Source organism: Pseudomonas sp. M30-35, assembly GCF_002163625.1.
Lineage (GTDB): Bacteria > Pseudomonadota > Gammaproteobacteria > Pseudomonadales > Pseudomonadaceae > Aquipseudomonas.
This window is the reverse complement of record NZ_CP020892.1, coordinates 1,574,933-1,600,797: the sequence shown is the minus strand read 5'-3', so window position 1 is coordinate 1,600,797 and position 25,865 is coordinate 1,574,933. Positions and strand designations below refer to the sequence as shown.

General features: G+C 52.9%; 26 protein-coding genes. 13 read left to right on the top strand and 13 right to left on the bottom strand.

Annotated elements, in window-relative coordinates:
- Positions 1-2 precede the first annotated feature (2 nt).
- Entirely contained in the window at positions 3-482 is a 480-nt protein-coding gene (locus B9K09_RS07450) for a TlpA disulfide reductase family protein (RefSeq protein ID WP_087516209.1), read from the bottom strand.
- Between the two features lie 30 nt (positions 483-512).
- Here B9K09_RS07450 and B9K09_RS07445 point away from each other — a divergent pair, with 30 nt between their 5' ends.
- Positions 513-1,916: a PilZ domain-containing protein gene (locus tag B9K09_RS07445; protein WP_087516208.1), complete on the top strand. Its 1,404-nt coding sequence runs from the start codon at positions 513-515 to the stop codon at positions 1,914-1,916.
- Positions 1,917-2,051: 135 nt separating this feature from the next.
- Positions 2,052-2,444, top strand: a complete 393-nt coding sequence (locus B9K09_RS07440; protein WP_087516207.1) for a hypothetical protein — start codon at positions 2,052-2,054, stop codon at positions 2,442-2,444.
- Positions 2,445-2,454: 10 nt separating this feature from the next.
- Here B9K09_RS07440 and B9K09_RS07435 read toward each other — a convergent pair whose 3' ends face one another.
- A complete protein-coding gene (locus B9K09_RS07435) occupies positions 2,455-2,652 on the bottom strand; it encodes a hypothetical protein (RefSeq protein WP_087516206.1) in 198 nt (65 codons plus the stop codon).
- 192 nt (positions 2,653-2,844) lie between these two features.
- Positions 2,845-4,071 (bottom strand): virulence factor BrkB family protein, encoded by a 1,227-nt coding sequence (locus B9K09_RS07430; RefSeq protein ID WP_087516205.1) that lies wholly within the window; start codon positions 4,069-4,071, stop codon positions 2,845-2,847.
- 168 nt (positions 4,072-4,239) lie between these two features.
- Here B9K09_RS07430 and arsC point away from each other — a divergent pair, with 168 nt between their 5' ends.
- Genes arsC through B9K09_RS07415 form a run of 3 tightly spaced genes read left to right on the top strand, consistent with a single transcriptional unit; the run spans position 4,240 to position 5,598 of the window.
- Positions 4,240-4,593 carry an arsenate reductase (glutaredoxin) gene (gene arsC, locus B9K09_RS07425; protein WP_087516204.1) on the top strand — a complete coding sequence of 118 codons (354 nt, stop codon included), beginning with the start codon at positions 4,240-4,242 and terminating at the stop codon, positions 4,591-4,593.
- Entirely contained in the window at positions 4,590-5,195 is a 606-nt protein-coding gene (gene wrbA, locus B9K09_RS07420; RefSeq protein WP_087516203.1) for an NAD(P)H:quinone oxidoreductase, read from the top strand. The genes arsC and wrbA overlap by 4 nt, the downstream gene beginning before the upstream one ends.
- Positions 5,188-5,598 (top strand): DUF2069 domain-containing protein, encoded by a 411-nt coding sequence (locus B9K09_RS07415; RefSeq protein WP_087516202.1) that lies wholly within the window; start codon positions 5,188-5,190, stop codon positions 5,596-5,598. The genes wrbA and B9K09_RS07415 overlap by 8 nt, the downstream gene beginning before the upstream one ends.
- Before the next feature lie 163 nt (positions 5,599-5,761).
- Here the strand turns inward: B9K09_RS07415 and B9K09_RS07410 are convergent, their stop codons facing one another.
- Together B9K09_RS07410 and hda are read right to left on the bottom strand one after the other, a co-directional pair.
- Complete coding sequence (locus B9K09_RS07410) at positions 5,762-6,199, bottom strand: acetyltransferase (protein ID WP_087516201.1); 438 nt, start codon at positions 6,197-6,199, stop codon at positions 5,762-5,764.
- A 480-nt stretch (positions 6,200-6,679) separates the two neighbouring features.
- Complete coding sequence (hda, locus tag B9K09_RS07405; RefSeq protein WP_087516200.1) at positions 6,680-7,384, bottom strand: DnaA regulatory inactivator Hda; 705 nt, start codon at positions 7,382-7,384, stop codon at positions 6,680-6,682.
- 302 nt (positions 7,385-7,686) lie between these two features.
- On the opposite strand from hda, the gene B9K09_RS07400 reads away from it, so the two are divergent.
- The 4 genes from B9K09_RS07400 to B9K09_RS07385 all read left to right on the top strand — a co-directional run bounded on the left by B9K09_RS07400 (position 7,687) and on the right by B9K09_RS07385 (position 12,272).
- A complete protein-coding gene (locus B9K09_RS07400; protein ID WP_087519025.1) occupies positions 7,687-8,214 on the top strand; it encodes a PAAR domain-containing protein in 528 nt (175 codons plus the stop codon).
- A 13-nt stretch (positions 8,215-8,227) separates the two neighbouring features.
- Positions 8,228-8,947, top strand: a complete 720-nt coding sequence (locus tag B9K09_RS07395; RefSeq protein ID WP_087516199.1) for a peptidoglycan recognition family protein — start codon at positions 8,228-8,230, stop codon at positions 8,945-8,947.
- Between the two features lie 41 nt (positions 8,948-8,988).
- Positions 8,989-9,231 carry a hypothetical protein gene (locus B9K09_RS07390; RefSeq protein WP_256574273.1) on the top strand — a complete coding sequence of 81 codons (243 nt, stop codon included), beginning with the start codon at positions 8,989-8,991 and terminating at the stop codon, positions 9,229-9,231.
- A 668-nt stretch (positions 9,232-9,899) separates the two neighbouring features.
- Positions 9,900-12,272 (top strand): membrane-bound PQQ-dependent dehydrogenase, glucose/quinate/shikimate family, encoded by a 2,373-nt coding sequence (locus B9K09_RS07385; protein ID WP_087516197.1) that lies wholly within the window; start codon positions 9,900-9,902, stop codon positions 12,270-12,272.
- Between the two features lie 302 nt (positions 12,273-12,574).
- Here B9K09_RS07385 and B9K09_RS07380 read toward each other — a convergent pair whose 3' ends face one another.
- Positions 12,575-13,645 carry an AI-2E family transporter gene (locus tag B9K09_RS07380; protein WP_087516196.1) on the bottom strand — a complete coding sequence of 357 codons (1,071 nt, stop codon included), beginning with the start codon at positions 13,643-13,645 and terminating at the stop codon, positions 12,575-12,577.
- A 97-nt stretch (positions 13,646-13,742) separates the two neighbouring features.
- Positions 13,743-14,855: a DUF2066 domain-containing protein gene (locus B9K09_RS07375; protein WP_087516195.1), complete on the bottom strand. Its 1,113-nt coding sequence runs from the start codon at positions 14,853-14,855 to the stop codon at positions 13,743-13,745.
- Between the two features lie 199 nt (positions 14,856-15,054).
- Between B9K09_RS07375 and purM the strand changes: the two genes are divergently transcribed.
- Genes purM through B9K09_RS07360 form a run of 3 tightly spaced genes read left to right on the top strand, consistent with a single transcriptional unit; the run spans position 15,055 to position 17,479 of the window.
- Positions 15,055-16,113, top strand: coding sequence for a phosphoribosylformylglycinamidine cyclo-ligase (gene purM / locus B9K09_RS07370; protein WP_087516194.1), 1,059 nt, complete (start codon positions 15,055-15,057; stop codon positions 16,111-16,113).
- Positions 16,113-16,760, top strand: coding sequence for a phosphoribosylglycinamide formyltransferase (purN, locus tag B9K09_RS07365; RefSeq protein ID WP_087516193.1), 648 nt, complete (start codon positions 16,113-16,115; stop codon positions 16,758-16,760). The genes purM and purN overlap by 1 nt, the downstream gene beginning before the upstream one ends.
- A gap of 8 nt (positions 16,761-16,768) precedes the next feature.
- Entirely contained in the window at positions 16,769-17,479 is a 711-nt protein-coding gene (locus B9K09_RS07360) for a DUF3108 domain-containing protein (RefSeq protein ID WP_087516192.1), read from the top strand.
- A 132-nt stretch (positions 17,480-17,611) separates the two neighbouring features.
- Here B9K09_RS07360 and B9K09_RS07355 read toward each other — a convergent pair whose 3' ends face one another.
- Positions 17,612-18,946: a Wzz/FepE/Etk N-terminal domain-containing protein gene (locus B9K09_RS07355; RefSeq protein WP_256574272.1), complete on the bottom strand. Its 1,335-nt coding sequence runs from the start codon at positions 18,944-18,946 to the stop codon at positions 17,612-17,614.
- A 208-nt stretch (positions 18,947-19,154) separates the two neighbouring features.
- Between B9K09_RS07355 and B9K09_RS07350 the strand changes: the two genes are divergently transcribed.
- Positions 19,155-19,439 carry a Rho-binding antiterminator gene (locus tag B9K09_RS07350; RefSeq protein ID WP_087516190.1) on the top strand — a complete coding sequence of 95 codons (285 nt, stop codon included), beginning with the start codon at positions 19,155-19,157 and terminating at the stop codon, positions 19,437-19,439.
- Positions 19,440-19,513: 74 nt separating this feature from the next.
- Here B9K09_RS07350 and B9K09_RS07345 read toward each other — a convergent pair whose 3' ends face one another.
- From B9K09_RS07345 to cysM, 5 genes are all read right to left on the bottom strand, one after another.
- Positions 19,514-20,053: a DUF2058 domain-containing protein gene (locus B9K09_RS07345; protein ID WP_087516189.1), complete on the bottom strand. Its 540-nt coding sequence runs from the start codon at positions 20,051-20,053 to the stop codon at positions 19,514-19,516.
- Between the two features lie 166 nt (positions 20,054-20,219).
- Positions 20,220-21,050 (bottom strand): nucleoside triphosphate pyrophosphohydrolase, encoded by an 831-nt coding sequence (gene mazG / locus B9K09_RS07340; protein ID WP_087516188.1) that lies wholly within the window; start codon positions 21,048-21,050, stop codon positions 20,220-20,222.
- A gap of 6 nt (positions 21,051-21,056) precedes the next feature.
- Positions 21,057-23,303 carry a GTP diphosphokinase gene (gene relA / locus B9K09_RS07335; RefSeq protein WP_087516187.1) on the bottom strand — a complete coding sequence of 749 codons (2,247 nt, stop codon included), beginning with the start codon at positions 23,301-23,303 and terminating at the stop codon, positions 21,057-21,059.
- 229 nt (positions 23,304-23,532) lie between these two features.
- Complete coding sequence (gene rlmD / locus B9K09_RS07330) at positions 23,533-24,891, bottom strand: 23S rRNA (uracil(1939)-C(5))-methyltransferase RlmD (protein WP_087516186.1); 1,359 nt, start codon at positions 24,889-24,891, stop codon at positions 23,533-23,535.
- A complete protein-coding gene (gene cysM, locus B9K09_RS07325; protein WP_087516185.1) occupies positions 24,891-25,796 on the bottom strand; it encodes a cysteine synthase CysM in 906 nt (301 codons plus the stop codon). The genes rlmD and cysM overlap by 1 nt, the downstream gene beginning before the upstream one ends.
- Between the last annotated feature and the right edge of the window lie 69 nt (positions 25,797-25,865).

Sequence of the window (25,865 nt, the reverse complement as noted above, 5' to 3'; positions counted from 1 at the left end):
ATCTAGCCCTCGCTTTTAAGCTCTATCAGCTTGGCCGTGATGCCCGCTGCGGTTTGCTCGCCTAATAAGCGCTCACGCGTACGCCCGGTGTTATCAATGATGTAAGTCACCGGCAACACTTCACTGCGCGGCAACTTAAAGCGCTCAGCCGGATCACTGGCCAACACCGTAAACTTGATACCCAGCGCCTCACTGACCCTTTCAAGCTCGGCTCCTTGCAACTTATCGAAGTTCACTCCAAGGACACTGACGCCTTGACCGGCCAGCTCTTTATCCAGTGCATTGAGCTGCGGAATCTCAGTTCGGCAAGGGGCACACCACTCAGCCCAATAGTTGATAACCAACCACTGGCCTTCAATCCGTTCAGACGGTACCTTGCGACCATACTGGTCAACACCAACCGCATCAGAGCATGCTGTCAGGACGACCACTGCAAATGCGCCTATAACTAAACGAATGACCCATTGGAGTTGTGCGCCCATGTATTCGATCCTCATGCTGGCAGGGTTGATATGACACTCGATGCCTTGCGCCTGGAGGTGCCGGACATCACTGATGAAGCATCTGCATCACAGGCCGAGCTTGTGGAGCTTTTCAGCAACGCGCGCGCGGAGCCTCAAGAGGCTGCATTACAGCAAATAGTCAGCATATTGTTTCGGCTGAACCGCAGCACAATGACCTTACTCGAAAGACAGCGTGCGCTGCAAAACTTCAGCGATGAGTATCGCCACTACTCGCTTTCCCAGCAAAGCCAAATGCCACCTCCGGTGATGTACATACACCTGTGCAGCGAACTGGCAATTGGTTTTAAACGCTTATTACTGCAAATTCTCCAAGGCCATAACCCCTCGCGCCCGCACTTGGCATGGTGCCTGTATATGGCGCAACACTTCTTGGCGCAGACCCAATTACGCCACTATCAAGTCTATCAAGAGCCGCCCCCAAGCCTGTGGCGTGACAGCCACCTGCTGTACTGGATTGGTGAGCATCAAAATTGCCTGGACGAGCCAGTAGCAGCAGCATTCAAACCTGCACCCGCTCCAACTCAGCGCGGCGTTTATCAACAGATGCTGATTCTGGCGCTGAGCAACCCATTTCATCTGCATGAAGGTGAGTGTCTACTGCTATTCAGCGCGCTTGCGCCTCTCACTGGCTTAGCACGGCTGTTGTCCTGGGAAGATGATGATGAGACGGAAGGCCCGATTGTTGACCTCAGTGCATCGCAACCTTGCTTGAGTTTTGATCAGCCAGTAACTGGTGACCCTCAGTATTTGCGACGCTTTGAACTGGGCGCCCTGCTGGTTGCGCTGCATGACCCCGCGCCATTGCAGACAACTGCAGAAGCCAAGGTACTCAACCATGTGCAGCAACATTGGATGGGCCGCCAGCAACGCCGTCATGAGCGTGCAGAGCATGCCTCGAACTGTGATTTAGTCGTCGGGCTAGGTGCAATCCACAGCCAGCTACTGGGCCAACGCCCGCCTCGCACCGATGCACGGATAATTGATGCCAGCCCGGGCGGCTCCCGCTTACTCTGTAACTCAGACAGGGCTCAAACGCTGCAGGTCGGCCAGTTAGTGTTGATCATCAACAACAGTGAGACGCCTACCCTCGCCTTGGTACGCTGGCGCCACCTTAACCCAGAGGGTTTGCATATTGGGCTGCGCTACCTGAAAGGCTTGCCACGCCCCGCCTGGCTGCGCCGGGCACCTGTTGCACAAACCCATCCAGGTTTACTGCAAAGCACACCAGCGCCCGGTAGCGGCTGGCATCACGGCCTGTGGCTACCCGTTGACCAGTTTGTTGAGGGCGAAAGTCTTTGGCTGCAATTAGCCAACGTCAACAACCAGAAAACCCTGCTATTACCTGCCACTAACCTGAGTACTCCGATGGTCAGCCGCCATCCACTGGACTAATTAATAAAGCCTCGGCGAATGACTGAATCTGCGAGACTGATCACGCGGGACGTCGCTTGAGCGCACAGTTTATGCAACTTCATGAGGTTTATAATTGCACTGACTGGTTAATCATCATTCTGCTTGGATGCTTACATGACTCAGCCTCACGACACGTTAATCGGCTCCGTTCCCTCTAGAATTGTAAAAAGTGCACGCCAACAAGTGAGTGCTTTTGAAGGACGCATCGCTGAGTACAATGTGGCCGTCTGGCTACATGTGCCAGGGCTGGCCAACTTACCTGCATCGCTGTTTGTGACCTTTCTCGACGCCGGCAAGCGACGTGAAGTTGCGGTCGATCACGGTCAGGTCAATAGTCACAACAAAATCATGCTGTCAGGCGTTGCACGCCTGCCATTCAAACAGCAGGTTGAAGACATGCAGTTGCAACTGCGAACAGCTGTAAGCTTTCAAGCCATAACCGTTGAAGAGATGTTTGTGCAGGCAGCTGAGCTTGAGCAGAATGCAAGTCACCAAGCATTTGCCTAACGATTAAGCCTTAAGCTGAAATACTCTCGATAACACCGACAACCTCTGCCACCACTTTCTTCGGCTCTTCTGCACGCGGCTGAACCTGCGGCGCCAGCGATTCTGGCCAGCGCGCAAAGCGCAGCCCGGTAACCCGATTCAGTCGCTCAAGCGCTGCATCCGAGTCGTGCGCGCACAGCGCTACGACCTTGCCCTGTTTTTTACTCATAGCCGGCTCTAAGCTCCGTAATCAGCTGATCTTTTGGTCGCTTGAGTGCTTTTGTAGTGCCCAATTCATTTGTCCTGTTCATGCATTAACCAAAGCCTGTGCCAGAAGCATGCCAGACCTAGACCTCACCCGCTCGCAGTGCCCGATCATAGATGCAGCTGCGGCTGAGCGGCAGTTCGCCGCAAACTGACATTATTTGTCAGTCGTTGCGGGCTGCAGCCAATGTGCCAAGCTGCCATCAAACAAACTGGCTTGCTGCTCGTGAAAACGCTCAAGCAACTGACGAAATGCTGGATACCAGGGCTCGTCCAATGTTTCCGGTAATTGCTCTATTTGCGGCATGGGCCAAGGGCTTTGGCTGATCAAGCGTTGCAATGAAAAACTGTTGAGGTCTCGCCCCACCACCCAAGCGCCAGCGCCACTGGTGGTTACCAGTCGCTGACTTTCAAGAAACCCCAACACCTCTTCCCACTCATGCTCAGGCAACTGCCAGCCCTTGCGGCGTACGTCACGGTAGCGGACCTTCAACCCCGACTGCTGTCGCTCATAGAACACTCGCAGAACCGCTATCACCAGTAATATCCGCGGAATTTCCAAGCGCCGCCATTGATAGGATGACGACAAGTTGCACACCAACTCAGCACCAAACAGCACAATCAACCACGACAAATAAATCCATAACAAGAACAGCGGCACCGTGGCGAAAGCCCCGTAGATAAGCTGATAGCCGGGGAAAAAGCGCACATACAGACCAAATATCGCCTTGGCCACTTCAAATAAAACCGCAGTAAACAGACCGCCGAGCAGCGCATGCTTAATCGGCACCCGCGCATTGGGGACAGTCGCGTAAAGCAAGGTAAAAGCCGCCACACTGAAGATAAGCGGCATAAAGCGCAGCAGTGTTTGCGCCCCGAGAAGCGCATCCGGACCAGACATCAGCGATAAAGAAGCAACGTACGTGCTGATGGCAAACCCGGCGCCGAGCAAAATCGGTCCCAAACTGAGGATCGCCCAATACAACAAGAAGCTCGACACACCGCGCCGTGGCTGCCGCACACGCCAGATGGTGTTAAAGGTTTTTTCGATGGTTACCAGCATTAAAAATGCGGTCACCGCCAAAATAATTACCCCAATCCAAGTCAGCTGGCGCGCTTGGACGGTGAAGTTTCGCAAGTACTCCTGAACAGTCTCGCCAGCGGATGGCACAAAATTGCGAAACACGAAGTTCTGAATTTGCTCATCGGTGCCCTGAAATGCAGGAATCGCCGAGAGCATCGTAAAGGTGACAGTCATCATCGGCACCACGGCAAACAGCGTGGTGTAAGTCAGTGCTGCGGCATTGCTGGCCCCTTTATCAGCGAAAAAACGCTGAAACAGGAACCGCCAAAACTCGAACCACTCTCTGAACCGTAGAAACATGCCTTCTCCTTAGCGAGTCGCGGTACAGCCACGCTGTTTTCCTTGATATGGAACAGTTGTGCCCTTAATCGACAACTGAAAGCAAGATTTTACTGCACATTGCGCTGCGCACATCACCGCTCGACGCGGTTAGAATAGTCGCCACCTGACGCAAGATGCGAACCGCACATGACCGATTTAATCCTGTACCACAACCCGCGCTGTTCAAAATCACGCGCTGCATTGCAGCTTCTCGAAGACCGTGGCCTGACGCCAGAGATCGTCCGTTACCTCGACACACCGCCAACTGCCGAGCAGCTAAGCGCAGTACTGGGCAAACTCGGGATCACCGCACGCGCCCTGTTGCGCACCGGCGAAGACGACTACAAGACGCTTAATCTGGCCGCAGCCGAGCTGAGCGAAGCGGAACTGATCGCCGCTATGGTTGCTCACCCCAAGCTGATTGAACGACCTATTTTGATTGCAGGCGATCGCGCAGTGGTTGGCCGCCCGCCTGAAAATGTTTTGGAGATCCTGCCGTGAGCGCAGCCTACATTCTGGTCCTGTATTACAGCCGCCATGGCGCGACCAGCGAAATGGCCAAGCAGATTGCCCGCGGCATCGAAAGTGCCGGTTTTGAAGCACGCCTGCGCACTGTGCCAACAGTATCGGCTGACTGCGAAGCCACAGCCCCTGAGATTCCAGAACAGGGAGCCTTGTACGCAACCCTGGATGATCTGAAAAACTGTAGCGGACTGGCCCTCGGCAGCCCAACGCGTTTTGGCAACATGGCGGCAGCGTTGAAATACTTTCTCGATGGCACCAGCAATCTCTGGTTAACCGGCTCGCTGGTTGGCAAACCCGCTGGTGTATTTACCTCGACAGCCAGCTTGCACGGTGGTCAGGAAACCACACTGTTGTCAATGATAATGCCACTTCTGCACCACGGCATGCTGATTACTGGGTTGCCTTACAGCGAGTCCGCTCTACTTGAAACCCGCGGCGGCGGCACACCATACGGGCCGAGCCACCACGCTGGAGCAGACGGCAAGCGCTCGCTGGACGAACACGAGAAAACCCTGTGCAGAGCACTTGGCCAACGCTTGGCTGAAACGGCGCAGAAATTGGAGAAGCCACGTGGCTAAAGAAAAAAAGCCATTGCCAGATTTGCAGTGGTTAGAACCTCGGGTCAAGCTCAGCCGTGCGTTAAGCCTGTTCAACTACATCGCCCTATTGCTCTTGATAACCGTGTGGAACCTGGCTTTTGCAGACCTGCATGGCGCACGCAACTGGGTCGTGCTGAGCATTCAGTTGGTACCGCTGCTGATGCTCGCACCGGGCATGGTTCTCGGCAATGCCCGCGCGCACGCCTGGCTCTGCTTCGTTATCAATCTGTATTTTATTCAAGGCATCCTAGCCGCCATCGACCCGGCAAGAGCGCTTTACGGCGTGCTGGAAACGATCATCAGCTTCGCCTTGTTCTGCAGCGCCCTGCTCTACACCCGCTGGCGCTTCCAATACGACCGCAAACTGGCGGGCGAACAATAGCCACAGCTAGCGGAACAGGCGCTGCACTCGACTGGCCGCTTGTACGACGTTGGACGCTAGGAAAAGGCTGGGCCGACCATCAAAACGCAACATGACTTGATGTTGGCCCAGCGCGATGTCGCACCCAATGACCCTACAACAGCCAAAGCCTTTGATTACAGCCTCAGTTGGGCAAGCTCAGGTGTAGTAAGGGGAACGGTCGGCCCTCGCCATCCAGTGGAGAACGACCTGTTTGAACAAACCCGTAATGTAGATAGAAACCTAGCGCTTGGGGATTTTGCTCATTCACGTCAACACTCATCTCATTGCGCGAACTGCGGATGTGATCCAGTAACGTCCGCCCAATGCCTTTCCCGCGTAGATCTGGCTCGATGAAGAGCATTTCTACGTGGCTTTCATTGAGTCCAATGAAACCTAGCGGGCAGTCCTCGGCATCTACCGCAACCCACAACTCAACAGCGGGTAAGTAGATGTCGCGGAGCTGCGGAAGCAATCCATCTATATCGGATTGTTGCAGGAAGTGGTGAGTAGCTCGAACGGAGCGCAGCCAAATGTCGAGCAGCAGCGGATGGTCGGCGTTAGTAGACTGACGAATGATCATAGAATCATCCTTTTACACTTGATATCGGAAATGAGGCACGCCAGTAGCTAGCGACCGTATATGTGTCGGTAACTTGTATGACCGCTTCGCGAGTTAACGCCTGGGCGGTTCACAGCAGAGGTGACCGGTAAGGAGGGAGGCAAGACAGTACTGAGCGGCTTTCGATGCGTCAAGAAAATTGACGGGGCTAATAGTGGCAGCGTAACTCACAGATAGTAGGGCCGGTAGTAAGATACGCTACAAGCGCTAGAGCCGCGCCGTGTGATGGCTAGACGCTAACTTTCAGGTAGCCATTCAACGCTGTATCACCAAGCGCAATCGCTTCTAACCCAGACTTAAAATCTGACTTTCAAGCGCAACGAGCGCAGGTCAGACAAGGCGAAGGGCTGCCTGAAACGCGGAGCTTACTCTTGTAAGTGAGCATTTTCAGGTAGCCCTTCAACGCCGTATCACCAAGCGCAGTCGCTTCAAAGCAGATTTTTACCAGCCGAGGGTTTCTTTTAGAAAGGGAATGGTCAACTTACGCTGGGCTTGCAGCGATGCTTGATCCAATTGCTCAAGCAGATCAAACAGCGAGTTCATGCTGCGCTCGCCACGGGTCAGGATAAAGCGCCCGACCTCTTCACTCATATGCAAACCACGGCGCGAGGCGCGTAGTTGCAGAGCGCGCAATTTATCTTCATCGGATAAGCCCTGTAGCTGAAACACCAACGCCAGGGTCAGACGCGACTTCAAATCAGGCAGCTTGATCTTCAGCTCACGCGGCGATGTATTGGCCGATAGCAACAGCTTACGACCACTGTCGCGCAATCGGTTGAACAAATGAAACAGCGCCTCTTCCCAGATGGGTTGGCCCGCAACTGCTTCAAGGTCGTCCAGACACACCAGCTCACAACGCTCCAGATTATCGAGCAAGGCAATGCCGTGAATGGCTACATCAGCCAAAGGCAAATACACCGCCAGTTCGTCGCGCTGCTCAAACTTGAGACAGGCCGCTTGCATCAAATGGCTGCGCCCTACTCCGTGCGCGCCCCACAGATAGATAAGGCTCTCCGTCCAGCCAGCATCAACATCACACAGGCGCTCAACATAGCCCAGCGCCGCAGCATTGGCTCCGGGATAAAAGTTGGCAAATGTGGCGTCATCGCGCAGACGTACACCTAAAGGCAGCTGGATCGGTTTCATACTGAGTTTTGCGGCTCTTCTAAAGCGCTAGCTGGAGGCTCTCCATAAAGTAATGAAAGTTTATAGCCTTCGGCGGTCTGTGTCATTGATGCATTTTGCTGCTCAATTCAATGGCTTAGGCTTTCTGACCCGCTCGAATTTGCACACATTAGCGCTTTGTTTTCGACACCTATCTACGCAATGCCAACTTGGAGTGGTTTTCTATGCGTTCAGGTGGGAAGGTATGTTGTAAAAATAGGCATTGAATTACAATCTGCCTTTGCTGCATGTTAATGCATCATCTCACATACGAAGGGACTCGCATGTCAAAGCCTGCTGCACGGTTATCTGATCCCACCTCATGCCCACATACTGGGCATGGAACCAATCCAATCGTTCAGGGTTCACCAGATGTCTTGTTTGATGGGCTTCCTGCTGCGCGAATGAATGACAAGAGCGCTTGTGATAGCCCTCTGGTGTCTGAACTGTCATCAACTGTCTTTATTAATGGTCAACCCGCCGCAACTGTCGGTAGCAAAGGCGCCCATGGAAACCTTGTAATAGGTGGCTCAGGCACGGTTATTATTGGTAATACTCATACACCTGCAGAATTCATAGCACCTATCCCTGTTTTAACTGCTAAGAAATTTTCTCAATCCTTTGTAGTGACGGATAGTGAAACGGGACTGCCGCTAGCTAACCGCACTTACGTCGCGATGGTTGATGGCATTAAAACAAGCGGTGTAACTGATAGTTCAGGCATAGCAACTGTTAATGCATCTTCGGCTGAATCCACTATCTCCATGCATATTCAATTCAAGTCGCCTGCTCGTACTTTGATTGAACTCTAGGAGAATCAAAAAAATGACTGAAACAGCATTTGAAACAATAGCTAGCCCGCAAGAAATCATACCTGGCACCGCTATGTGCCCTATTCCTATTACTGTTAACGACAGAGCCGCTACACGCGAAGCAATAATTCGCAAAGCAAATGAGCTTGGTCATCAATTTGTTACTCGATCTGAATGGCATGCGCTTAAAGGTAAGGACAATATGGTGAACGATTGGGACTACACCATGATTGCATTACACCATGCAGGGCGTAGTTTCGAATGTGGTAGCGGCGCAGAGCAAATGTTAGAAATTCAAGACGAGCACATGGATCATCGTTACGATGATATTGGCTATCATTATGGAGTCGATTGCTCGGGTGTAATTTACGAAGGGCGCGATATCAGGCTGAAAGGTTCAAGCGTTCGTAACTACAATACGAATGTTATTGGTATCGTTTTACTAAGCAACTACACAACAGCTGGAGAAGGTGATGATATTGTTTCATTTGGTCGTCAAATTCTCGAAGGGGTTGGATACAACACCTCTCAGAGAATCCCACCTTTGCAGGTAGATGCGGTATTGAATCTTATTAAGGCTCTTCAAAGTGTTTTTATTATTCAGCATTTAGGTGGTCATCGCGAATATCCAAAACAGCTTGCTGAGGGGAAGATTTGCCCTGGAGATATTGGAATGGAATTCGTCAGAGTTCTTCGCACTACTACTCAACTATTTCCGCCGCCAATCTCATGAAAAAATTGCTTGCAGTACTGCTCCTCGCCGGAATCGGAATCATGAACATCGGTTACTACAGCCGACTTGATGATGGTGACTCTACGAATGTCTATTTCATAAAAAAACACCCAACATATCATATAAAATTTGAGAACATTTACGCCAATGACGGTGATGACAGAACGCTGGATCAGCTAGACTCTGAACTCAAACAGTTAGTCATCAACTACTGCAAGTACAGGCTCGGTATCGAAACAGAACTTAAAACTCAAGCCGAGCTTGACGCATGCAAGCAACGATAAGCTCAATCTTTACCTTTGGATCAAAAAGGAAAATATCGGCTTTTAGCTAGACACCACATGTTCGATTTATCTTCCGACTCGTTGCATTTCTCTCTGAACACCAGCTGTGCTTCTCGTCTGCAGTTTCGATATTGCACTGATTCTTTTTTATTCTTGTCGCACACACTGCGTAAATGATCTCTCCGTTGCTCAAGATAACAGAAAGATAACAGGAGACAGACCACGATTTCTAGCTGAGAAGTTGGATAAACGTGGTCTACCCCTATTCCTTCATAGTCTTATTCCAGCATGATAAAACTCAAATTCCAGCCAGTTGGCAAAAACTATAAAACCGACTACTGAGCCCCCCATTGCCAATAAACGTAAAAACAATAAAAAGGCCTTAAAAGCGTATAAATTGTGCAACTTATTTTATTCTGATCAAACCATAAGTCTATCCAATACGCACCACTGGCGTAACACACTAACGCCCAGCATCTAGCGTGTTTGAATTCATCATACAATATCTGATTTGACAGATTTCTCGATTATTGAGACATTTCTGGCATCACGGCGTGGGTTCCGATCACATATATTTGAGGGAGACCGTTGATATAATTTGATGCACTCCCCACGGGGGAACGCATTGCACTATAGGGATTTTCGTAATTGCCAGGATGGGCACGTTTATGCAAACAAAAACCTTACCATTACCCAAAAAAGTACCGCTGCTGCTGAAGCTATTCGGCGGCGTATTGGTACTTTTTGGTTTGTGCTTGACCATCGGTGGCAGCTATTTAGTCACTCTGGGAGGCTCTTGGTACTACCTGATTGCGGGAGTTGGCTTTGCAGTTTCAGGCTTGTGGTCAATACAAGGGCATCGAACGGGATTATGGTTGTACTTGGCCGTGTTTGCTGCTTCGTGTGTATGGACCTTTATCGAGGTCGGTACCAATTTTTGGGCTTGGGTACCCAGAACTGCTGCACTGCTTGGTTTTGCAATTGTAGGGCTGTATCTCGCCCCTCTGTACACCCGCAACGGGCGAGTCCTCGTCAGCAATAAAACCTGCATGGCTCTAGCAACGCTGCTGCTGTTGGTGTTGGCTGGGGACGTGGTGCTGATGACTAAACCTCATGGAGAGATTCGTAATGATGTGGCGCTGTCCACAGGACAGGTTTCGAGTACCACAAATGCTGCAGGCAATAGCTGGGAAAGCTATGGGCGTACAGGAGAAGGCAATCGTTTTGTTCCATTGGATCAAATCAACACGGCTAACGTCAGCCAACTTGAAGTTGCATGGACCTACGAAACAAAAGGCCTTGATGAGAATCAAGAGGATCAAAACACGCCATTGTTTGTGGATGGCACACTTTATCGCTGCTCTCCGTCGAATGTGATTACAGCGTTGGATGCAAGTACCGGGGAGCGCAAATGGACATACGACCCCAAGGCGTCTTCCCCTTTTTGGAATCGTTGCCGAGGAACAGCTTACTTCAAGCCACCTGCGGACGACGCCTGTGGCCCACGCGTGGTGGTCGCGACTGTTGACATGCGGCTGATTTCGATCAAAACGTCAAACGGACAATTGTGTGAGTCGTTTGGCGACCAAGGCGTTGTCGATCTGAGTGAGGGAGTGGGCAGTGCTCCATCCGGCATGTATATGCAAACCACAGGCGCCATGGTGGCTGGCGATCAAATCGTGATGGGAGGATGGGTTGCAGATAATGTGAGCACGGACGAGCCTTCAGGGGTGATACGCGCGTTTGACGCTCTCACCGGCAAGCTGAATTGGGCGTGGGACATGGGTAATGCGCAAATCACAGGGCTGCCGCCGGCAGGACAAACCTACACACGCAGCACACCAAACGCCTGGGCCCCCATGTCTTTCGATTTGAAACTCGGCACTGTGTTTGTTCCGTTGGGGAATCCTACACCCGATTATTGGGGCGGCAAGCGTACTGCGGTGGATGATAAGTACGGATCATCACTGGTTGCACTTGATTTGCGTACAGGGCGTGAAAAATGGAGCTTCCAGACCACACACCACGACTTATGGGACTACGACCTCCCCTCGCAACCCGCGCTATACGAGTTAAGTGGCGAAAACGGAAAAACAATTCCGGCGGTGATTCAGCTCACTAAACGTGGCCAGATTTTTGTATTGAACCGCGAAACCGGCGTGCCTATTACCAAGGTTGAAGAGCGCGCGGTACCTGCAGGTCAGGCCAAGGGAGAGCGGTACTCACCAACGCAGCCGTATTCGACGGGTATGCCCTCTGTTGGCACCGAGCCACTGTCGGAGGTCAAAGCGTGGGGCATCACGCCGCTGGATCAGCTGTACTGCCGCATCAGCTTCAAGAAGAGCACGTACGTTGGCGATTTCACTCCCAGCCCCGCCGACCTGTCTAACTATCTACAGTATCCCAGCAACTATGGCGGCTTTAATTGGGGAAGTGCGGCTATTGATCAGAAGCGAAACCTGCTGTTGGTCAACGATCTTCGTATGCCTATGCTGGCTAGGTTGACTACGCGTGCGGAGGTCGACGCCATGAGCGGAATTGACCCACATGGTGAGTATTCCAAGATGAAGGGGACGCCCTATGGCTATAAAGTCGACATGTTCATGTCCCCCTTGGGCGTACCGTGCATGGAGCCACCATACGGCACGCTGACCGCCATAGATCTGGCCAGCAAGAAGTTGGTATGGCAGGTGCCGGTAGGGACCGTGGCTGAAAGCGGCCCATTGGGTATCAAGACGGGCATACCTTTTCTGCCCGGCATGCCGACCCTGGGCGGCTCAGTGGTCACAGGGTCAGGTCTGATATTTTTTGGCGGAGCGTCTGACTACAACCTGCGCGCTTTTGACGTTCAAACCGGTAAACAGTTATGGCAAGGCTCGCTGCCAACCGGTGCGCAAGCCACGCCCATCACCTATATGGATAAGAAGACCGGCCGACAAATGGTGGTCATTACCGCCTCAGGTGCCCCGCATAACCCTCACGACCGGGAAAAATCGTATGTGGTGGCGTTTGCGCTGCCTAAAGACGCAGTCGCCAAATAGGTTGGCGTAATCTGGCCAAACGAGTCGCCCGACCTAGTCGGATGACTCGTGCTTGTTGATGTCCATGCTGGTAACGGGTCAAAGATTCAACGCGTTGGTGTAAGAACTGATAATGACCGGCTGCGAATTCCGTTTACCAAAATACAAGAAAGTAATAGGGGATAGACCACGGTTTTCTAGCTGAGAGCTTGGATAAAACGTGGTACGTCCCCTACTCCCTCATTTCCCCATCACTTCTTCCGGTTTTTCCAGCTTTAACCCGCCCACCGGTTCGACACATGAATAGGGTTGGTAAATTAAAATCAATCAGTTACACGACCATTATTGTACGTGCCTGATTGTTTATAAAAATCATGCGCATGGCGCAGCAAAACCATGACTACAGCTGCAACGGGTAAGGCCAAAAGAATGCCAGCGAAGCCAAATAGTTGGCCGCCTGCCATAATTGCAAAGATCACCGCGACTGGATGCAGGCCAATACGGTCCCCCACTAGCCATGGCGTCAACAGCATGCCTTCAAGCATTTGTCCCACGATAAACACGGCTGCAATGGCCACCAACGGATAAGGATCGAGGCCAAACTGAAAGAGTCCGGCGATCAACGCGGATGAAATACCGACGAAAACGCCCAGGTACGGAACGATACTGGCCAAACCGGCAAATACACCGATCAACAGACCCAACTCAAGACCGATCACCATCAAACCAGTGGAGTACATCACGCCAAGCGCCAGCATCACCAATAGCTGCCCGCGCATAAAGGCGCCAATTACTTCATGGCACTCGCCCATCAATTGAACAATGGTTTCTTCGTTATGGCGCGGCAACATTGAGCGAACTTTGTCCACCATCAAGTCCCAGTCGCGCATCAGATAAAAGCTAACCACTGGAATCAGCAACAGGTTTGCCACCCATCCAACCAAGGCCATGCCTGAAGCGGTGACTTTCTTAAGCACCATACTGGCAATGTCAGTGGTTTTCCCCAAGTTATCCGAGAGCGCGCCTTTGAGTTGATCGAGGCGCCAGAAATTATCATTGAGACCAAACTTCGCCTGCACCCAAGGCAGCGCAACATGCTGCGTCCAGTCAATCATCTGCGGCGCTAATTCGTACAAGCGCACCAACTGCTTACCGAGAAGCGGGACTAAAACCACCAGCAAAATAGTCAAGACCAGGCTGAAAATAGCAAAGACAATGATCACGCCCCAGGTCCGCGAAACCTTCAGCCGCTCCAGCCGGTCCACGAGTGGATCACCCATATAGGCCAGCACAGCCCCGATCACAAACGGCGATAACATTGGCCCCAGCAGATAGAGCAACCACGCCAACAGTACAAAACCGACGATCAAATACCAGCGTGGCAAAGCCTTCATCCCTAAATCCTCAGTCTGTCGTTTGTAGGTGGCACTAAAAAGCAACCACTGTTTCTGTCAGTGGTTGCTCGGGGCAATCAATTACCGTGCAGTGTGTTTACCAGCGGAAACGCAACACGTTGGCTTTGGGCACATTACTTTGTGGCGCTGGAGCTTGCGGTGCAGTGCTTTCACCCGTGCCTTCCACTGCGCTCTCACCTGAAGCAGTCGAGTCTTGCCCACTGGCGTCTTGTGAGTCCACAACTTCAGGCTCGGGATCTGCAGTGGCTGGCACTTCTTGCAACTGAGCAAGCGCTAACTGTGAACGCAGTTGTTCCGCGTTGGCTTTAACCTTGAATACCAAGCGGCCGTTATCGACTTTGCTGAAGCGCGAGTCGAAGGGCTCAAGTATCCGCTGAATTTCAGCATATTGCGCCAGGCCAGCGCCTTCGATTTCAAGGGTCAGATCAGTTGAGGTCCCTGCCGCCGCGACAAAACGCTTGGCCAGCAATTCACTCACGGCCATCATTACCGAATCAGCAACGGCTGCCTGATCAGCACCCTGCGCGCTGCCTTTGAAATCATCGTTACCGATCCAAAGACGCCAATCGGCGTTCCAGGCACCATCACTCTCACTTGCCTGCACGGCCAACAGCGCATCAGCTGCATAACGCTCAGATGCGGTACGCAGTTCATCCGGTGACTTCGCACTCAGGTTTTCTGCAGTACCGACCAGTTGCTCGCTGAGATCAGCCAAGGGCAGACGCAACGGTAGACCACGATGCTGCGCTGCACGATTTAACGGCTCTGCGCCGACAAGACCATCACCGACCAAACTCGTACCGTTAATGTCCTCGTTCAGCCACCAGGTCATCACTGCGGGACGATTAGCGCTCCAGATCGGCAGGCCAGCCTGACGCAACGCGTTATCAGTGCTTGCGGGATCGAAACTGACAACAATGCTGTCCCCCTCGAAACCATACTGAGTAACAATTTGTTGCGGATCCTTATATGTCTCGGCCAAATCCGGATTTTTCGAGCCATTGGCTTTTCCGGTCAGCCGTAAGACCAACGTATCCAGCGCACGCCCCAATTCGGTGTTGCGTTGATCAGGCTGCTGGCTAGCACCTGCTTCACGGACTTCATAAAGGTCAGAAACCGTTGCTGCCAGGCTCGGCAAGCTAAACAGCAGGGGTAATGACAAGGTGAGCAAACGAGCGATCAGGCGCATTAATTAGGTTCTCGACGGGCTTGGGAACGGTTAAAACACCGCATTAGACAGGCTATACCTTAAACAGCCGCTCGTCCCCCGGCAACCATAGCACTTCGTGGGTGGCCGCTGCCTGGCAAGCCTGATAAAATCGCGCGCCTCGCAGCCCGGCCTATGCAACGCCGGTACACATCCGAATTTTCCTTAAAGGCCGGTATCTATGAGCAAGCAACCCTCCATCAGCTACAAGGACGCAGGTGTAGACATCGACGCAGGCGAAGCCCTGGTTGAACGCATCAAAGGTGTCGCCAAGCGCACCGCTCGTCCGGAAGTCATGGGTGGCTTGGGCGGCTTTGGCGCTCTTTGCGAGATTCCTGCTGGCTACAAACAGCCTGTATTGGTTTCGGGCACCGATGGCGTCGGCACCAAATTGCGCTTGGCATTGAACCTCAATAAGCACGACAGCATTGGCCAAGACCTGGTCGCCATGTGCGTTAACGACTTGATTGTTTGCGGTGCCGAACCGCTGTTCTTCCTCGACTACTACGCCACCGGCAAACTCAACGTCGATGTCGCCACTCAAGTGGTCACCGGCATTGGCGCAGGCTGTGAATTGGCGGGCTGCTCGCTGGTTGGCGGTGAAACCGCTGAAATGCCGGGCATGTATGAAGGCGAAGACTACGACCTGGCAGGCTTCTGCGTGGGTGTGGTCGAGAAAGCTGAAATCATCGACGGCAGCAAAGTCTGCGCCGGTGATGCGTTGATCGCCCTACCATCTTCTGGCCCACACTCGAACGGCTACTCACTGATCCGCAAGATCATCGAAGTGTCTGGCGCCGACATCGAAAACATCCAGCTCGATGGCAAGCAGTTGACCGACCTGCTGATGGCTCCGACACGCATCTACGTTAAGCCGTTGCTCAAGCTGATCAAAGATACCGGCGCAGTTAAAGCCATGGCGCACATCACCGGCGGTGGTCTGCTCGACAACATTCCCCGGGTTCTGCCAAAAGGCGCCCAAGCTATCGTTGATGTTGCCAGCTGGAAACGCCCAGCCGTTTTCGATTGGCTGCAAGCCCAGGGCAACGTCGAAGAAAACGAAATGCACCGGGTACTCAACTGCGGTGTTGGCATGGTTATCTGTGTTGCACAGGATGACGTTGAAGCAACCCTGAACAACCTGACGGCTTCGGGCGAGCAGCCTTGGGTAATCGGTCAAATTGCAGATGCTGCAGAAAACGCCGACCCAGTGGTTCTCAACAATTTGAAAAGCCACTAATGTCGACGCCTTGCAACGTAGTTGTGTTGCTCTCAGGTTCTGGGAGCAACTTGCAAGCCCTGATCGACAGTATCGACTCAACTAGCTCAGCCCGTATCTGCGCAGTGATTTCAAATCGCGTAGATGCTTACGGACTTGAGCGCGCCAAAGCCGCTGGAATCGCGACAACCGCACTGGATCATCGCCAGTACGAGAGTCGCGAGTCGTTTGATGCGGCGTTGATTGAAGCGATTGATGCCCACGCACCGCACCTGGTGGTACTGGCGGGCTTTATGCGCATCCTCAGCGCCGACTTCGTGCGGCATTACTCAGGACGACTGTTGAATATTCACCCCTCGTTGCTGCCAAAATACAAAGGCCTACACACCCATCAACGGGCGCTGGACGCTAAAGACACGGAGCACGGCTGTAGCGTGCACTTCGTGACAGAGGAACTCGATGGCGGACCATTGGTCGTACAAGCAGCAGTGCCAGTAAATGCAGGCGACTCAGCTGTGAGCCTCGCCGAGCGAGTTCATCAGCTGGAACACCAGATCTACCCGCTAGCTGTACACTGGTTTGCCGATCAACGCTTGCACCTTAGCTCGCAAGGCGTGATGCTTGATGGTAAGCCACTCGCGAGTACTGGCTATATTTTCCGGACCTAGGAGATAACATGCGTCGGGCCTTACTGTTCGCACTTGCGCTGATTAGCGCTCCCGTCTTCGCAGACGAGATAAAACCCTTTACCGCAAGCTATACCGCAGACTGGAAACAGCTCCCTGTTAGCGGTTCAGCAGAGCGCAACCTGACTGATTTGGGTGATGGCCGCTGGGAGTTAAACTTCGAAGCGTCGATGCTGGTCGCCAGCCTCACCGAAACCAGCACCTTCCGCATTGAAGACAATGCGTTCATGCCTCTGAGCTACAAATATGAACGCGGCGGCCTGGGCAAAGGCAAGTCAGTCGAGCAAGACTTTGACTGGTCAGCCAAGCAGGTCATTGGCGATGATCGTGGAACCGCTGTGCGCATCCCGTTGAACCGTGGCTTGCTGGACAAATCAACTTATCAAATGGTTTTGCAACACGACGTGGCTGCTGGCAAGAAAAGCATGAGCTACCAAGTGGTCGATGGCGATGAAATCGAAACCTATGATTTCCGTGTGCTCGGTGAAGAAGCCGTGGCCACCAAGGTCGGTAAGATAGACGCGATCAAGGTGGAGCGGGTCCGCGACCCAACTCAAAGCAAACGCAAAACCACCCTGTGGTTCGCTAAAGACTGGGACTATTTGCTAGTAGCTCTCAACCAGATCGAGAAAGATGGCAAGGAATACCAGATCATGCTCGAAGAAGGCACCGTGGCCGGCAAAGCCGTGAAAGGTAACTAAACCACGAATCTGACCTGCGATATGGATCCACATAAAAAAGCCGAGCATTGCTCGGCTTTTTTGTGTCTGCCACCCAGCTTTAACCGAGCGTTTGCCCCCTGGGTTGAGTACAGCTGCAAACAGGTGGCAGCGTCATTGCTGCACTAATTTGTGCCCCGCATGCTCGACTGGCAGCGGATTCAACATCGTCAGAGAAATTGGCTTTAGGCGCGTCATCATCGAGCGAACCAAAGCGATAAACACGCCCAACATCAGCCCCAGCACTAAGCCCAAAACAACTATCAACAGCTTCTTCGGCTTGATCGGCGAAAGCGGACTAACAGCTGGTTGATCGATATCAACAAGATCCAGCAACAGCAACTCAGGTTTGAGTTCCTGCAAATAGGATGTCTCCTCCTCCCACTTGGCCAGCTTACTCAGAAACAGATCATCGTTGCCGCGATGACGCAATGCTTCGACTTCTCGATTGTTGCGCAAAATCCGCAGTTGCTTCTCTAACTCGCCGACCTTCGCGTCGGTAAAATCATCAGAAGCACGTGCTCTTAAGGCCTTACGCTCAGCCCCCAAGGCTTCAGTACCCATGAAATAAAGTGGGATTTGCTGATTAGTCACTTCCGTGCGAATCAAATTATTTGAAGCTTGCTCACCAAGATCACGCATGGACGAAGGTGTTGCTGGTTTATGTATATTCAACTGTTCGGCAATCATAATCGCCTCAGTCAGCTGCATAATACGATTTTGACGGCGTAACTTAAGCTGCTGACGCAGGCCAGCGAGCTCATCCATGAGATTGGCACGCTTAACGCTGTCAGCCTCCAGCAGCTTGGCTATTTTCGATTGTTTGTCTGCCTCATAGCCGATGCGAGCAGCCGCAATCTGGCTTTGCAGCTTATTCAGACGGTTAGTCACGAGCGTACTCACTTCAGCAGCAATACGAGCACGTTCTTGCTCAACGGCATAAGCGACCAAGCCATTGACCACAGCCGGTCCGTCCACGCCCTCGGGGTACACAAAACTCAAACCAACATAGCTGGACAAAGAATCTGCTTTCTTTACGTCCGGCTTCAAAATAGTAAATGCCGACTTGTTCAACCGCTCAAAGGCCTGCACCACTGCCACACCGGGCTGCTCCAACGCTTGAAAAAGCTCGGGGTGCTTTTGGAAAAAATCGTAGCGAGTTGAATAGGACTCAAGCGAGATACCAATACGATTAAGCACTTGATCCCTATCAACCTTATACACGCCGGTAAGGTTGAGTTGATCGAAGCTTTTCAGTGAGGTGGGCTTAAGGACGCTTTGCGCCTGATAATATGGCGTTGCCAGCAGCGCGTAAGTTCCAGCAGCAATGGCAAGCAGCGCCATGACTCCGGCGATCAACCAGCGCTGTAACCACAAGCTATTAATCAGGGCGAATAAATCAATTTCATCGCTATTACTTTCTGGACCATGGCTGACACGAGCGTTCATTGAAGCATCCATATTAGTTGCTTAGAAAATCCATCTTCAAAACTTATCTAACCCGTTTAGAATGGATCTACCCCTAGCAAAAGCTTGGCTGCCCTTGCCGGGCGCAGGAAAGATATCACTTAGCCACTACCCTGCCAAGCGCGTGATGTACTTCACATAAATTTATCGGTAGACCTGCCTGATTGATGCCTTAACAGGAGAGTATGCAATGCATCCAACGCCTTATCAGCCGCTGGCCTGTGACCTGTATGATCTTTTGGAGGTTGCCTGCCTGCACCGCTACGACCTGGTAATTGAACTGACTGATGGCGGGATGCTGGAAGGCCAGGCACTGACGACTGAAACGAGCGCAGACAAACAAGAGTTTCTTATTGTCAGAAGCGCCGACGGCAGACACCGTTTGCGTCTTGACCAATTGCAGGCGATTACCGCTGTGACTCCAGGAGCGAGCTTTAAGCGTGTCGAGCTGAATAGCCCAAGTTGTTCATTCTAGCCGTTGCCAGCAAACTACAGCAGTAAAAAGCCGGGAGTAAGCCCGGCCTTTTGATTAGTGCTCGCAAGACTCAATCACCACATCAAGTCGTCCGGCACCTGATAGGCCGCATACGGATCATCAGCATCTGGTGCTTCGGTGGGCGTGTTAAGCAGCACTACACGGCGTGCATCACGCTCTTGAATCTTCAGCGCAGCTTCTCGCGGGATCACTTCGTAACCACCGCCGTGACGCACAATAGCCAGCGAACCACTGCTTAGCTTATTGCGCATTAACTCATTGACCGACAGACGCTTCACTTTCTTGTCATCGACAAAGTTGTAGTAATCCTCGGTCGTAAGCTTAGGCAGGCGTGAGGCTTCAATCAGTTGCTTAACCTGAGCCGCTTTAGCTTTTTGCTCGATCTTTTCTTGCTGCTGACGATTCAGCTCTTGGTCACGCGCAATTTTCTCTGCCATCGCCTGTTGCGCAGCTTGCTGTTGCGAGGTGTCTTTTTCGACCTGACCTTTATGCTCCATGCGTTGCTGTTTTTGCTTTTGCTTACTAGCCTGCTTGGCCTGTTTCTCGTTAACCAACCCTGCCTTCAGTAGCTGGTCGCGTAGTGATAAAGCCATGACTTACCCCGGTATTCAACGACAGCAACCTCGATCCACGTAGGTCTTGTTGCCATTTCTATTGATCTAATAACAACTGCCACGCGAGCCTTGTATCAATGGTGCTGTACAAGGCCCACAGGTCGCGATAAATAACCTGCCGCGCATATTGATTGCTTATTGGCCGTCAGCCAAGTGTTTGCTGTTTTTCCAGCTTCTTGGCTTCACCCCACAAAACATCGAGCGACTCCAGATCGCATTGAGCAATATCACGCCCTGACTGGCGCAGCGCTTGCTCGATAAAGCGAAAGCGGCGTTCAAACTTGATATTCGCCGCACGCAGAGCCATCTCTGGGTCCACCTTTAAGTGGCGGGCAAGATTAGTCACCACAAACAGCAAATCGCCTAGCTCTTCAGCAATTGCCTGCTCATCATTTTCGCTCATCGCTTCGAGCACCTCATCCAGCTCTTCACGGACTTTATCAACAACCGGCAGAGCCTCGGGCCAGTCAAACCCGACTCGCGCCGCACGTTTTTGCAGTTTCACTGCACGCGACAGCGCCGGCAAAGTCGTAGGAACATCGTCGAGCAAAGAAAGCTGCTCGGGCGCCTGTGCTCTCTGCGTACGCTCTTCGGCCTTGATCTCTTCCCAACGCTGTTTGACCGCTGCTTCAGCAAGCTTGGGCAGTTCAACTGCACCGTACAAATCACCATCAGGAAACACATGGGGATGGCGGCGCACCAGTTTGCGAGTAATCGAGTCGACCACCTCGGCAAAACCAAAACGACCTTCTTCGGCTGCCAGCTGACTGTAATAGACCACCTGAAACAGCAGGTCGCCTAGTTCACCAGGCAAATTATCAAAATCACCCCGCTCAATTACGTCAGCAACTTCGTAGGCCTCCTCAAGCGTATAAGGCACGATCGTCGCGTACGATTGCTGCAAATCCCAAGGGCAACCATGCCGCGGGTCACGCAGGCGCGCCATCAGGTGTAGCAAGTCTGTTAATTGGTACATAAGCCCTCAGGAACTGCTGCGCAAACGTCGAGCTTCGATGATATTAGGCAACTGCGAAATGCGCCCCAACAAACGCCCAAGCGCTTCAAGGCCGGGGATTTCAATGGTAATCGACATTGTTGCGGTGTTGTCTTCCTTGTTCGACTGAGTGTTGACCGCCAACACATTGAGCTTCTCGTTAAGCAGTATTTGGGTCACGTCACGCAATAGACCCGAACGGTCATAGGCACGAATAACCACATCGACCGGGTAGGTCTGCACCGGCACCGGCCCCCAGTTGACTTGGATCATCCGCTCAGGCTCACGACCCGCCAGCTGCAACACTGCCGCGCAGTCCTGGCGGTGAATGCTAACGCCTCGCCCTACCGTGATATAGCCAACAATCGGATCACCCGGCAACGGCTGGCAACAACCCGCCATCTGTGTGAGCAAGTTGCCAACGCCCTGAATCTGAATATCGCCACGCTTGCCAGGTTTGAAGCCCAGAGCCTTGCGTGGAATAAGCTCAAGCTGCTCGCTATTGCGCTCGGGCTCAATCAACTGCTGAGCCAGGTTAACCACATGCGCCAAGCGCACATCCGCCGCACCCAAGGCGGCAAACAAGTCTTCAGCTGATTTCAGATTGGCTTTTTCAGCCAGTTTTTCAAAATCAACATGCGACAGCGCCAAACGACCCAGTTCACGCTCAAGCAAACCTTTACCGGCCACGACGTTCTGATCACGGTCTTGCAGCTTGAACCAGTGAACAATTTTGGCTCGGGCACGCGAAGTGGTGATGTAGCCGAGGTTGGAGTTCAACCAGTCACGGCTTGGCGTGCCCTGCTTGCTGGTGATGATCTCCACTTGTTCACCGGTTTGCAGGCTATAGCTCAGCGGCACGATGCGTCCGTTTACCTTGGCGCCGCGGCAGTTATGGCCGATTTCAGTATGGACACGGTAAGCGAAGTCCAGCGGTGTCGAGTCTTTAGGCAAGTCAACGGCGTGACCATCGGGGGTAAACACATAGACCCGATCTGGCTCAATGTCGACGCGCAGCTGTTCAGCCAGGCCGCCAATGTCACCCAGCTCTTCATGCCACTCGAGCACCTGACGTAACCAGGAGATTTTCTCTTCATAGTGATTCGAACCGGCTTTAACGTCGGTGCCTTTGTAACGCCAGTGCGCACACACTCCCAGCTCGGCCTCTTCATGCATGGCTGCGGTGCGAATTTGCACCTCAAGCACTTTACCTTCAGGACCTAGAACCGCGGTGTGCAACGAGCGATAGCCGTTTTCCTTGGGGTTGGCGATGTAATCGTCAAACTCCTTGGGAATGTGCCGCCACAAGGTATGGACGATCCCCAGCGCGGTGTAGCAATCGCGCATTTGCGGAACCAGAACACGTACCGCTCGCACATCATAAATCTGACTGAACTGCAGGCCTTTGCGCTGCATTTTCCGCCAGATTGAATAAATGTGTTTGGCCCGCCCGCTGATATCCGCCTGGATGCCGGTGGCTTCAAGCTCTGAACGTAGCTGGTCCATCACTTCATTGATGTAGTGCTCACGATCCAGCCGACGCTCGTGCAACAAGGTAGCGATTTGTTTGTATTGCTCGGGCTCAAGGTAGCGAAAGGACAAATCCTCGAGCTCCCACTTGATATGCCCGATACCTAAACGGTGAGCCAACGGCGCGTAAATATCGAAGACTTCACGGGCAACGCGTTGACGCTTCTCGTCGTCGGCCAACTTGACGGCGCGAATCGCGCAGGTACGTTCAGCCAGCTTGATCAGGGCAACGCGCACGTCATCGACCATTGCGATAAGCATTTTGCGTAGGTTGTCGACCTGTGCCTGCGAGCCCAACACCAAGGAATCGCGCGGATTCATACTGGCGCTAATGGCGGCCATGCGCAGCACGCCCTCGATCAACTTGGCGACTACCGGACCGAAGCGCTGGTGCACGGCAGCCAACTCGACAGTACCTTCGCGTACACCGCGATACAGCACAGCCGCAACTAAAGAATCCTGGTCAAGCCTGAGATCAGCCAAAATCTCAGCGATCTCCAGGCCTACGCGGAAACTGGAGGCACCTTCACTCCACAGATTTTGCGCTGCATTCGCTTGTTGCTCTGCCTCACGGGCGAACTCACACGCGCCGCGCAACGCGTCACGATCCAATGCTGGATCAACACCCTGTACGTGATCCAGCCAGGCCTCAAGGTTGATGCTGCCGTCATCGTTGATCGGCTGATGCGCTCTCACCTGAACCATTTTGCATACCTTCCCTACGAAGCGCGTACTGCGCTACGAATCTACACCGACTCGCTAAGTTGAGCGGGTCGGTTAACTGCTGTAAGGCGCAAATCCTTCACACCCCTGCTTGCGCAAGTCGGGACCACTCATTTTAGAGCATTGCAAACTGTCCCGATCTACGACCTTCGAACTGCATGAGACGCTCTCACGCCTCGCGACCAGCAAGAGCCAAACAAAAATTACCCGGTTAAATGCTGGTTAACTCAAATAAGGCCATGGCCTCAATGTGCGCCGTCTGCGGAAACATGTCGAGAATGCCAGCCTTTTTCAAACAGTAACCCTGGGCGACCAACTGCTCAGTGTCACGCGCAAGTGTTGCCGGATTACAGGATACATACACCACTCGTTTTGCACCCAGTGCAGCAAGGTTTTTCACTACTTGATAAGCACCATCACGAGGTGGGTCAAGTAAAACTGCAGCAAACCCACCTTTCGCCCAACTTTTTCCAGCCAGCGATTCGGACAAATCCGCATGATAAAAGTGCACATTATTCAGCGAATTTTCCAACGCATTTGCAGTGGCTCGTTCGACCATCGCCTGCACGCCTTCTACCGCAACCACTTCTTGCGCTTGACGCGCCAACGGCAAGGCAAAATTACCCAGCCCACAAAATAGATCAAGAACCCGCTCATTGCCTTGCGGCGCCAACCAATCCAAGGCCTGAGCAATCATCGACTGATTAACCGGTTCATTCACCTGAACAAAATCACCGGGCCGATACGTCAGTTGTAGACCCCAATCAGCCAAGGTATAGCCTAGTTTTTGCTCGGCAATAAATGGTTCTGGCTCAGACACGCCTTGTAACCACAGCTGCGCATCGTGCTCAACGCAAAACTGCTGCAAACGATTGATATCTGCTTCCGACAATGCAGCCGTGTGGCGCACCAATACCGCACTTGTTGTGCCATTAAACAGCTCAACGTGACCAATCGCTTGCGGCTTTTCAAGCTGGCGCAACGCCTCTGGTAAACCGCGCAGAATGGGTTGCAAGGGCTGTACCAAAACCGGGCAATCACTGATCGCAATAATTTCCTGGCTCGCCGCCGCGCGAAACCCTACCGCTAGCTTTTTCAGTTTTGGGTCCCAGCGTACAGCCACCCGAGCACGTCGCCGATAGCCAAATTCAGGCCCCGTCAACGCAGGTGCCCAAAGTTCTGGTTGCACCTGTGCCAAGCGGCTTAATTGCTCCTCAAGCGCGGCCTGCTTAAGCACCAGCTGATCGCTATGCGGCATGTGCTGCAGACTACAGCCGCCACAAGTGCGAGCATGCTCACAAGGCTCAGGGCGACGCTCGGGGCTGGCCTGCAAGATGCGCTCGCTACGGGCCTCAACCACTTGGCTGCGCGCCGACTGCACGCGCGCCTCAATCTGTTCGCCCGGCAAAGCGCCGGACACAAACCAAGTACGCCCTTCACTAAATGCGATTCCGCGACCGTCGTTAGCCAAGCGCTCGATACTTAGCTTCTGCTTCTTGCCCACAGGTACTTGTGGAGCACGCGTGCCGCCACTGGGCTGAAAGCGTAAACCGCTGTTTTTCTTGGCCATTAGTGTTGCGGCACGTCGTAGATACCGGTCGACAGATAACGATCGCCACGGTCACAAATGATCGCCACCATGACCGCGTTTTCGACCTGTTGCGACAAGCGCAACATCGCTGCAACAGCACCACCAGAAGAAACGCCGCAGAAGATCCCCTCCTCACGCGCTAGCCGGCGCATGACCTGTTCGGCTTCGTCCTGTCCCATGTCGACAATTTGATCAACACGCGCGGCATCAAAAATCTTCGGTAAATACTCATGCGGCCAGCGGCGGATACCCGGAATAGAGGCCCCCTCTTGCGGTTGCAAGCCAACAATTTTCACCTGATCGCTCTGCTCTTTGAGGTAGCGCGAAACCCCCATAATGGTGCCTGTGGTGCCCATTGAACTGACAAAGTGGGTAATAGAGCCCTGAGTCTGCTGCCAGATTTCAGGACCTGTGGTGTCGTAGTGCGCTTGCGGATTATCACCATTACCAAACTGATCGAGCACTTTGCCACGCCCACCACGCTGCAGACTTTCTGCAAGGTCACGAGCGCCTTCCATGCCTTCTTCACGGGACACCAGCACCAACTCTGCGCCGTAAGCGGTCATTGCCGCCTTGCGCTCAGCGGTCGAGTTGTCGGGCATGATCAGAATCATCTTATAGCCCTTGATCGCCGCCGCCATCGCCAAGGCAATTCCGGTATTACCCGAGGTTGCCTCAATCAGCGTGTCGCCTGGCTGAATATCGCCGCGCAGTTCTGCACGGGTAATCATTGACAACGCCGGGCGATCCTTGACCGAACCCGCTGGATTGTTACCTTCCAGTTTTACCAAAAGGGTATTGGAGGTGTTGCCAGGCAGGCGCTGCAGACGCACCAGAGGCGTGTTGCCGATGCACTCGGCGATGGTCGGAAATTGCAAGGTCATGACGTCAATCAGGTCCAAACGACTTGAGGGGTGTCTATGATAACGGCAAACCACTGCGCGCCAACAATA